The sequence below is a fragment of the Streptomyces sp. NPDC041108 genome, assembly GCF_055592645.1.
Map to the genome: position 1 here is coordinate 165,931 of NZ_JBVIYK010000017.1, position 9,544 is coordinate 175,474.

The window sequence follows — 9,544 nt, forward strand, 5'->3', positions numbered from 1 at the left end:
GTGCTGGCGATTCCGGGTAGCGGTTCCCTGGAACACCTGGAAGGAGAACCTCGCGGCGAACGATCTCAGCCTCAGTGGCGAGGACCTGTCTGAACTGCAAGGCTGACCGGTCGGCTCCGGAATTGCCCTTGCCTGCCATGCCCAGTTGGCCAGCCTCGGCCCCCGAGGGGCCTGCGGTCCCGGGGGCGGGCCGTCGCGGAATGGCGGGACTCCTACAGCCACTTGAGGATGGGGCGTCCCGGCGACAGGCTGCCGCCCGCCGTCGGCGCGGATGCCCGGGTGAGGGACCGCCGCGTCGCCGAGTGCTGTCCACCTGATCGCGCACAGACCCTTGCGTCCACGGCAGGTCGCCGCCGAGGCGCCGAGCCGGCGGTGAAACCCGCGCTCGTCCGTCAGCGACGAGGCCGAGGCGCGCAAGATGGTCGACCGCAGCGCCGACGGCTCACGCGACGCCGACGCCTCCACGGACGCCTTCGTCCACCCGGTGGGCCAGAACCTGCGAGCCGATCTCCTCCTCACCGCCACCTGCGGCAAGATGCCGATCACGCAGATGTACACCTGCCTGTCCGACCTCCGAGGACGACACCCTGGGAGCGGATCCCGCGCGGCGCGGACCACACCATGGCCGCCGACGCACTCAACGGCGTCCTCACCGCCCCCGATAACCAGCACGGCGGCATCTACGGCATCGGCAAGGAAGAGGGTGAAACCCAGCAACCGTTGCACACCCTCGATGGTCAAACGATCGGATGTGCACAACCGGCATCCCCTCCCCTCATCCGACTCCTGGAGAGTCTGTGCCTCTTCGCACCAGCCGTCGTACGATCCCCGGCACCGCCCGTCGTACGAACAGCCGCACGGTCGCGGGCAGCGCGGCCGTCGTCGCCGCGCTGCTGGCCGCTCCGCTCGTCGTCGCCGCTCCGGCCGCCGCGGTCCCGAAGGCACCGATCGCCGACTTCAACGGCGACGGTTTCGCCGACCTCGCGACCGGCGCGCCCGAGGCCACCGTCTCCGGTGTCGAGTTCGCCGGCTATGTCGCCGTCGTCCACGGCTCCGCGGCCGGTGCCGACACCGCGCACCCCCTGATCGTCTCGCAGGCTCTGCCGTGGGTGCCCGGTGAGCCCTCGCCCTACCGTTTCGGCATGTCCACGGCCGCGCGCGACCTCGACGGGGACGGCTACACCGACCTCGTGGTCGGCGCCTACGAGGGCGCCGCCGTGCTGTGGGGCTCGGCGAACGGCCTGGCCTCCGCCACGGCGCTCAGCGGCACCGTGAGCAAACTGGCCGGCGGTGACTTCAACGGCGACGGCAAGGACGATCTCGCCCTCAGCAATGACGGCATCCTCCAGGTCCACCTGGGTCCGTTCACCCGTGACGGGGCCCCGGCGGACACCAACGTCTTCCCGGTGAACGAGAAGAAGGAGACCTGGCACGTCATCGCCGGTGACATGAACGGTGACGGCAAGGACGACCTCGTCACCACCCACGGCTTCGAGGAGCGGTCGTACGGCACCCTCTGGTGGCCGGGCACCGCGACCGGCATCGACACCGAGCACTCCAGGTCGACCGGGTCCGCCTCCGTCGGCGGGGTTGTCGCCGACGTGAACATGGACGGCTACGGCGACTACGTCGGACGGCAGGTCGACGCCGTCTCCGAGATGCGGATGTACGAAGCGGGCAATGTGCGGGTCGTCTACGGCGGCCCGGACGGACCGAGCGCCCGAATCACGAGGATCACGCAGAACACGGCCGGCGTGCCCGGCGTCTCCGAGGACGGCTACCGGAACGACGACGACAGTGACTACGGTGACCAGTTCGGCGCCGCGCTGGCCGCCGGTGACGTGACGGGTGACGGTTACCCGGACATCGCGGTCGGCGTCCCCGGCGAGGACATCGGCGCCATCCGCGACGCCGGTTCGGTCGTCCTGCTGAAGGGCGGTGCCTCCGGGCTCACCGGCACCGACGCCCAGGCCTTCGACCAGTCCGACTCCGGGGTGCCTGGGGCCTCCGAGGCCGGTGACGAGTTCGGCGCCAACGTCGCCCTGCTCGACGTGAACGCCAACGACCGCGCAGACCTGGCCGTTGCCGCGCCCGAGGAGGACGGCACGTACAAGAACTCCGGCGCGGTGTGGCTGTTCCGCGGCTCCAAGGCCGGGCTGACCACGACCAACATCACGTCGTTCGGGCCCTCGGTCCTGGGAGCGCCGGAGAAGGGCGCGCTCTTCGGCCGCGAGTTCGCCAAGTAGGGCGACCCCGGGCCGTGCTGCCGGGCCACCGTCTCGGTGGCCCGGCAGCACGGCCCCTCGGGGCAGGAGTCCGGCCGGCGCGCTGGGAGCGTCGGGGAGGTTGACCGGAAGATCCGCGGGTGAAGTCCGGCAAGTTCTACGTGCGCTGTCGGGGCGGGTCGGCCACGGCGGCGGTGAAGCGCGCCATGAGCGCCACGACCGCGGCACGCAGCTCGTCCCCGCCCTCGACGCGGAAGGCGAACGGGAGCCTCGCCAGCCACTCCTGCGCGTACATTGCTGGGTTGCGCGTGCTGCCGACCAGCACGCATCCATCCCCCAAGGGTGCGAGCCGTCCCATGGGAGGCCGGACCCAGGGGGACACCTCGGCCGGCGGGAGGTCGAACACCACGCGGGTGGAGAACTCCCATCCGAGACCCAGGTTCTCCTCCAGCGCCGCCACCGGATCGAGCCCGTCGGGCGGTTCGAACTCGTGGCCGGTCCGCCGGACCGCACGGATCCGATCGACCCGGTACGTGCGGATTGCATCCGCGCGACAGGAGTGGCACAGCAGGTACCAGCGCCCGTAGCGGACGACGAGGGACCAGGGATCCACCTCCGCCTCCCACTCGTTGCCGGCCTCGCTGCGGTACGTGATCGACACGCGGTGCCGGTCCGCGACGGCACCGACGAGCTCGCTGGTGATGGCCGCATCGGGGCGGGCCGCGTACGGGTCCGGTGCGGCCGACGCGTACTCCCGCAGCATTGCCGCATGGTGGCCCACGCTGTCCGGCAGTGCCTTGACGACCTTGCCCAGAGCGGTGCCGACCAGGTCATCGGCGCCGGCCGCGCTCGGCTGGCCGCTGAGTACGGCCATCACCAGGCCGAGGGCCTCGGCCTGGGTGAAGTGCACAGGCGGCAGCCTCGTCCCGCGCCCCAGCCGGTATCCGCCATGCGGCCCCCGGGACGACTCGACGGGGATGCCGGCCTCTCGCAGTATCCCGACGTATCGGCGCGCGGCGCGCTCCGTGACACCCAGCCGTACGGCGAGTTCGTCGGCCGTCGTACCTGGGCGGCCCTGGAGGATCTCCAGGGCGCGCAGTGCCCGCGCAGTGGGGCTGAGATCGTTCGGCACGCTAGCAGGCTAATCCGTCCCCTGAACTCCAGAATCAGAGGAGTCCCCGGGTTCCCCAGCGCGGTGGCCGCATCCTTGCCCGAACAGGCTCCCCACCATCAAGATCACAATTTGTCGCCGGGGCTCGGCCGCCATTCCGCTTCGAGGATGCTGAACATCTCGGAGTCCCGCCAGCCGTCCCGGATCAACGTGGTGTGCCGATGCCGCCCCTCGTACGTCATGCCGAGCTTGCTCAGCAACCGAGACGACGCGAGATTGCGGGGGTCACAGGTCGCGTAGATCCGGTGGAGTCCCAATTCCCCGAACCCGCGCGACAGAAGCTCTTGTCCGATCGCCGTGCCCACGCCATGCCCCCAGGCCCTCGGATGCACGACATAGGAGATTTCGCCCTGCCGGTGGCGACGGCTGTGAATGTTCAGCTCACCCATGCCGACGAGTTCGTTCTCGAAGCGAGCAATGTAGGCGAATCTCCGCTGATGGGCGTGCGACCAGGCTTCGACGGCGGTTTGCACGAACGCGCGTGTCTGGTCCTCGGTGTTCGGCCCCCAAGGCTGGTAGCGGCAGGCCTCCTCAAGGCCGGCCCAGGAGTGCACTGCTTGCCAGTCGTCGAGCGCGAGCTTGCGCAAAGTCACCATGGATCGGCTCACAAGCGGATCTTGCCAGATCTCGTACGGAGAACGAGCCCGGACTCGGTAGCCCGCTACCGCCGTCAGGCCGACCCCCACAGACCGGCGTCACCTTGCGCCGGATCACGTCTAGGGCCGCAGCTAGGACGGTCGGAAGGTCGCCGGAGAAAACCGGCAGTGGATCGTCCGGATCTCCTTCTACGGTGACATCTGCGAAGCAGAAGAAGGGGAACTGACCATGAACGTCATACTCATCGGCGGCCTGTGGCTGAACGGATCCGTGTGGGGTCCTGTCGCCTCCGAGCTGGAAGCGCTCGGCCATCGCCCAGTGCCGCTCACCCTCCCGGGCCAGGGGGAAGGCTCCTCGTCCGCCACGCTCGAGGACCAGGCGGAGGCGGTGCTCGCCGCGGTGGACGCGGCGCCCGGACAGGTCATGGTGGTGGGGCACTCCGTCGCCTGCACGCTGGCCTGGCTGGCCGCCGACCGGAGGCCGGAGCGGCTGACCAAGGTTGCCCTCATCGGCGGCTTCCCGTCCTCTCACGGTCAGTCGTACGCCGACTTCTTCGAGGTGAGGGACGGCGTCATGCCCTTCCCGGGCTGGAGCCCGTTCGAGGGGCCGGACGCCGCCGATCTCGACGACGAGGCCAGGCGAGAGCTGGCGGCTGCCGCGATTGCCGTGCCCCAGGCAGTGGCCCAGGGCGTGGTGCGGCTGGCGGACGACCGGCGGTTCGACGTCCCCGTCGTGGTCGTGTGCCCGGAATTCACGCCCGCGCAGGCTCAGGAGTGCATCGACGCCGGCGACGTCCCGGAGCTGGCCCGGGCCAAGCAGGTCGACTTCGTCGATATCGACTCCGGACACTGGCCGATGGTCACCAAGCCTGCCGAACTGGCCCGAATCCTGGCTGCGGCAGCCGGCCCGGCCTGACGGCCGCCGTGGCGGAGTTGACGCCGGCCTCGACCGCCCCCGCAACGCAGCCGCGGCGCCAGCCGGGGCGGTCCCACCGACCTCGGCGTGCCCGTGCTCACCAGGTCGGACCGCCTTCTCAGCCAGGTACTCGCACGTGAAGTGCAGGGAAGTCCCCTACACGCGCCGCCGGCGAGGCAGATCCAGTGTCAAGTGTCTCCACCTCTGAGGGAGAGTCCCCTCCGGCACCGACGTCCTGCCTTCTTTCGGGCACATCGATCAGGCGCGCTCGCGTGGTGGCGTGTTCGCGGACGTCACGTGGGTGAGCATGTGTGGTCCCAGCCATCTTCCCGCGCCGAGGGGATGCGATGCCCGACCGCGCCGACCGTGTCCGCCCCGAGAACGTCGCGGCCAGCAAGATTCTGCGGCGACAGCCGTCGGAGCAGTGGCTCTTCAGCTGCATCTATGGACTGGTGCTGGCCAGTGCCATGGTGGCCGCGCTCGACGCGGCAGGGGAGGAGGCCGATCCCGGTGCGGACGCGCTGTGGGTGCTGATCACCGCTGTGGCGTCCAGCGCCGCCCATGGGTACGCGCATGTCATCGCCGCGCGTGCGTCCGCCGAGGGGACAGCCGCCACCGGCAGACTGCGTTCGGTGCTCGCCGAGTGGCCCTTGGTCGCCGCCGTGCTGCCCACCGTGGGGATGCTGCTTGCCGCGGTGGCCGGGTGGTGGGCAGAGGCAACTGCGGTGGACGCGGCCCTGTTGTTCAACACCGTGGCCTTGTTCGGCTTGGGCGCCTGGGCCGCCCGCCGGGCTGGGCAGGGATGGCCGTCCTCGTGCCGGGCAGGGGGCCTCGACATGCTGATCGGCCTAGTGATCATCATGCTGAATACCTTGATCCACTAGCCGATGTGGGGGTGACATGTCGGCGAGGAAATGAGCCGAGAGCCCTCGGTGGTGCGGCGCACTCCGGCGCACTGACGGAAGCGGCGTCGGCCGCGTCTCGTGGCTCGCCCGGCCGTCGCGAGCGGCGGTCATCGAGGGACCGCGCCGGCGCGGCGGCCTTCGGGTACAGCTCCACGACGGTGGCCCGTGTGCAACGCGGCGACGAGCCGTTGTTCCGCGCGTACTTCACCGATGGCCGCGCTCGCCGGCCGACGGGTGGGGTGATGCGGAGCCCGTGCCTTCCGAGCACGGCCAGGTGCATCTGCGGGTCGACCACGGGATCCACGAGGTGTTTGCAGCACTTCGGCGACGCGCCCGCGGGAACTCGCCGCACCGTCGTACGCACCCAGGACTGAGCCCGGTGCCCGGCACGCTCTCCGCTCTCCGCGGCGGGTAGGACTACCTCGCCCTCGCCGAGCACCGCGTCAATGGCTTCCGCGTACCGCCTGGGTCAAGGGCTGTATCCGACCCACGTCACCGGCCAACGCCACTACCGACCGACCAGCTCTCTCACACCTTCCCCGAACCTCGACAGCTACGACACCTCACCCAAGTGCACTCCGTCTTGTCCTTCATGTGATTGCGATTCCAATCCGGCATGCGCCCCCTACCTCGGCACGTACGGCACGCGTTGGGAGCAAGGGGCCGAGAGTATTCCCAAATCGTCCACACTACGGCGACCACGATGATGAAGACGGCGAATCCATCCATGTCTCTTGAGTAGGCAGGAACGCGCTCGCCGCCAAGCCGCTGCCCCCACGGCGCCGGAAGCACTTGACCGGCGCACAGAAGCAACACGTGCCTGAGCCAGCCGGTCCGACGGCTGAGCCGTGACCACGACCGGCTGGGCGCCTGGATGCTGAACGGCTGATCGCGGAGGCCACGCGTGAGGTGGGCGTGGACTCCGACTGGCCCCTCACCCACCGCGTCGGGGACTGCTGGACGGCTGTCCTTGGCCGGCGGCGATCCCTTACAAGTGGTTCACCGAGAGTGCCGAGCGGCGATGTGGCAGGAGCAGCGACGCGCTGCTCCTCTCTCCCCCCGCGAAGCCCGATGGGTCGGACGAGTCCTCGTGTTCTTCGCGTGTGTGGGTGGGCCTGGCGGGGGCAATCCTCGGGTCAGCGGGCGACGGGCCATCCGCTGCTCCAGTTCAGGAGGTTGATACCTAGCTTGGGCCTTCCGTTGTCGTTGCCGTCGTAGTAGTGGTAGACGATCAGATCGCCGTCGGCGTCTTTCATGATCGACTGGCCGCCGGGGCCGATGTACCGGCCGTGGGACTCCAGCACCGGTGTCCCGCCGTTCTTCAGGAGCGCGACGCCGTTCTTGTCGTGGTACGGCCCGGTCACGCTGGTGGCACGTCCGACCTTGACCTTGTAGGTGGAGCCGGTGCCGGCACAGCAGGTGTCGTAGGACGCGAAGAGGTAGTAGAAACTGCCCCGTTTGACGACGAAGGGCGCCTCGACGGCCTTGGTGCCGGTGGGGCGGGAGGCGAGGGAGTACCGGGTGGTGTTGCCGGTGAGCTGCTTACCGGTGGCCGGATTGATCTGGATCATCTTCAGCCCCGTCCACCAGCTCCCGAAGGACAGCCACCAGGTGCCGTTGTCGTCGACGAAGAGATTGGGGTCGATGGCGTTGTAGTCGTCGGAAGCGGTGGAGGAGTAGACGATGCCGTGGTCGGTCCAGGAGCCGGGGAGACCGGTCGCCGAACCGGCCAGCCCGATGGCCGACTTGTTCGACCCGAAGGTCGAGACGGAGTAGTACATCAGGTACTTGCCTCCCTGGTACGAGATGTCCGGGGCCCAGGCCTCGGTCGCCCCGTACGACGACCACCAACCCGGCCTGGTGGAGAAGGCGTCGCCGCCCGCGCCGAAGTTGATCCGGTCGGTGGAGGTGCGGTGGGTCAGACCGCCTCCGGTGGCGTAGAGAAGGTAACGCCCGGCGGAGGTGCGGATCATCGTCGGGTCATGGACGACGGTGGCCCCCGTGACCGTGCCGGGGTCGGGGTAGGCGGAGGCGGCGGTGGGGGCCAGGGCGAGCAGTACCGCGGCCGGGACGGCCACGAGCGCGGCTCTGCGGGAGGGACGGAACGAGCGGGAGGTGCGGGGGGTCTGCGAGGTACGGGGGATGCGGCTCATGCGGACGCTCCTGGGTGGGGGTGCCGTTCGTCACGCCGAACAGCCGTCGCGTCATCGGCCGGAACCGTAGAATCGAACAACTTGCGCGTCAATGGCCTGCGCCGCAGACACCCGAAAGTCGGACCTGATCCTGGTCGACCGCGCCGGCATGCGCATCCAAGGCCGCGCGCCCGACCGACGACACGGCTTTCCGCATCCACGGTGAAGTTCGGGGCGGCCATCCGGTCCGGCTCAGGGCTCCCGGCGCAGTGCTCGGAAACTCTCCAGGCGCTCCAACAGGGCGCGGACGTCTTCGCGCGGTGTGCCGGGCGGGACGAGGGACAGGACGTCGGCCACCCGCACCGGGCCCGGTCCGGTCAGCGCCCGCGTCACCGCCGTCATGGCGCCGGGCCCGATGGGGGTGCGGGTATGGAGGCCGTTCGCCGTGCAGAGCGTCCCGCCGTCGCCGTCCGGGGGCCCACAGGACGCATGCGCCGGGCGTGGTCCGCAGGCGGTCGGCGTCGGCGAGGGGAAGGGGTACGGCGGCGGCCGGTGCGGGCGCGAAGCCCCCGGCCGTCCAGCGGCGCGGGGAGACGGTGGTGACGCGGGGTCCTGTCCGCTCTGGCCGGGCGAAGTCGGCGAGCGCCTACCGAGTCCTGGCGGACCTGGCACTCGCGATGGGTGCCTTCCAGGCAGCGTTTCTCGCCCTGGACAGGGAGGCGCAGGAAGGTGACCGCGCGGCGTGGCGGCGCGAGTACCTGGCCGCCTCACCTGTGAGTTACCCACGGCTGGCCGCGGTGGCTCCCTATCTGGCCGAGATCGACGAAGCGGACCAGTTCGAGACGGCGCTCGAACTGGTGCTGGACGCCATCGAGTTGCGCGCTCTGAGGGCCCGTGAGAAGGAGCGGACGAAAGCCGGGGAAAGCTCGGCCGACGGCTGATCAGGACAGGGAAAGAAGGGCGGTCGGCGCCGTGTGCCCTCCGGCCTCGGCGCGGGGGTGAGCAGTGTTCTTGGCAGCGGAGGCCGTCCCAGAGCGCCCGGGGTACGGCGCTTCGCTGGAGTTCCGCGTTCCGCGTCATCTGTTCGCTGTCCCGCATGCGTGCCATTCGACATACCGAACCGATCTGCCGTCTTCGGTTGCCGGTGACCCCGAAAAGACCCCTTGCCCACACCTCTTCTGGTCATCAGGCCGCTTTACGCGAGTTCTTCGAGAGCATTTCCCGCCAGCACAGCATCCGGTGCATCTGCTACCAGCACGCAGAACCCGAACGCCTTCCAGTCCACCGTGCCCGGCTCCAGGTGCGGCACGAACGGCACCAGAGGCCGCCGGGAGCCTGTGAGCAGGCTGGTGTCGATCTCGGCGGGCCCGGAGGGCTGTAAGGACACGCTGCAGGCGCAGCGGTCGACCGCGGTGAAGCCGGCGATCGTCTCGGCGGTCGGCCCGTCGGCTCTCGGCCCGTCGGGGGGATCGGCGTCCGAGTCGCACCGATCAAGGTCTAGATGATTAGTTCCGATGTGGCTCAGTGGTCGTAGGCGGTCAGGGACCTGGTGATGGGTGCGCCGATGGTGCGGTTGTGCCAGATCGCGCAGGTCATCGC

The 9,544-nt window shown here is 69.8% G+C and carries 9 protein-coding genes; 4 read left to right on the forward strand and 5 right to left on the reverse strand.

From position 1 onward, the window contains the following. Window positions 1-797: 797 nt before the first annotated feature. On the forward strand, window positions 798-2,246 hold the full coding sequence (locus ACZ6BB_RS34850) for an FG-GAP-like repeat-containing protein (protein ID WP_471619122.1): 1,449 nt from the start codon (window positions 798-800) through the stop codon (window positions 2,244-2,246). 136 nt (window positions 2,247-2,382) lie between these two features. Here ACZ6BB_RS34850 and ACZ6BB_RS34855 read toward each other — a convergent pair whose 3' ends face one another. Both ACZ6BB_RS34855 and ACZ6BB_RS34860 read right to left on the reverse strand, forming a co-directional pair. Beyond that, on the reverse strand, window positions 2,383-3,357 hold the full coding sequence (locus tag ACZ6BB_RS34855) for a helix-turn-helix transcriptional regulator (RefSeq protein WP_471619123.1): 975 nt from the start codon (window positions 3,355-3,357) through the stop codon (window positions 2,383-2,385). Window positions 3,358-3,461: 104 nt separating this feature from the next. Further along, complete coding sequence (locus tag ACZ6BB_RS34860; RefSeq protein ID WP_471619124.1) at window positions 3,462-4,004, reverse strand: GNAT family N-acetyltransferase; 543 nt, start codon at window positions 4,002-4,004, stop codon at window positions 3,462-3,464. Between the two features lie 217 nt (window positions 4,005-4,221). On the opposite strand from ACZ6BB_RS34860, the gene ACZ6BB_RS34865 reads away from it, so the two are divergent. Both ACZ6BB_RS34865 and ACZ6BB_RS34870 read left to right on the forward strand, forming a co-directional pair. Continuing rightward, window positions 4,222-4,908: an alpha/beta fold hydrolase gene (locus ACZ6BB_RS34865; RefSeq protein WP_471619125.1), complete on the forward strand. Its 687-nt coding sequence runs from the start codon at window positions 4,222-4,224 to the stop codon at window positions 4,906-4,908. Between the two features lie 347 nt (window positions 4,909-5,255). Then, window positions 5,256-5,792, forward strand: a complete 537-nt coding sequence (locus tag ACZ6BB_RS34870; protein ID WP_471619126.1) for a hypothetical protein — start codon at window positions 5,256-5,258, stop codon at window positions 5,790-5,792. 1,157 nt (window positions 5,793-6,949) lie between these two features. On the opposite strand, the gene ACZ6BB_RS34875 is transcribed toward ACZ6BB_RS34870, so the two are convergent. Together ACZ6BB_RS34875 and ACZ6BB_RS34880 are read right to left on the reverse strand one after the other, a co-directional pair. Beyond that, window positions 6,950-7,966, reverse strand: a complete 1,017-nt coding sequence (locus ACZ6BB_RS34875) for an arabinan endo-1,5-alpha-L-arabinosidase (RefSeq protein WP_471619127.1) — start codon at window positions 7,964-7,966, stop codon at window positions 6,950-6,952. Window positions 7,967-8,197: 231 nt separating this feature from the next. Continuing rightward, complete coding sequence (locus ACZ6BB_RS34880; protein ID WP_471619128.1) at window positions 8,198-8,347, reverse strand: hypothetical protein; 150 nt, start codon at window positions 8,345-8,347, stop codon at window positions 8,198-8,200. A gap of 197 nt (window positions 8,348-8,544) precedes the next feature. On the opposite strand from ACZ6BB_RS34880, the gene ACZ6BB_RS34885 reads away from it, so the two are divergent. Next, window positions 8,545-8,886, forward strand: coding sequence for a hypothetical protein (locus tag ACZ6BB_RS34885; RefSeq protein WP_471619129.1), 342 nt, complete (start codon window positions 8,545-8,547; stop codon window positions 8,884-8,886). A 254-nt stretch (window positions 8,887-9,140) separates the two neighbouring features. Here ACZ6BB_RS34885 and ACZ6BB_RS34890 read toward each other — a convergent pair. Next, on the reverse strand, window positions 9,141-9,544 hold a 404-nt coding region (locus ACZ6BB_RS34890), incomplete at its 5' end, for a hypothetical protein (protein WP_471619134.1).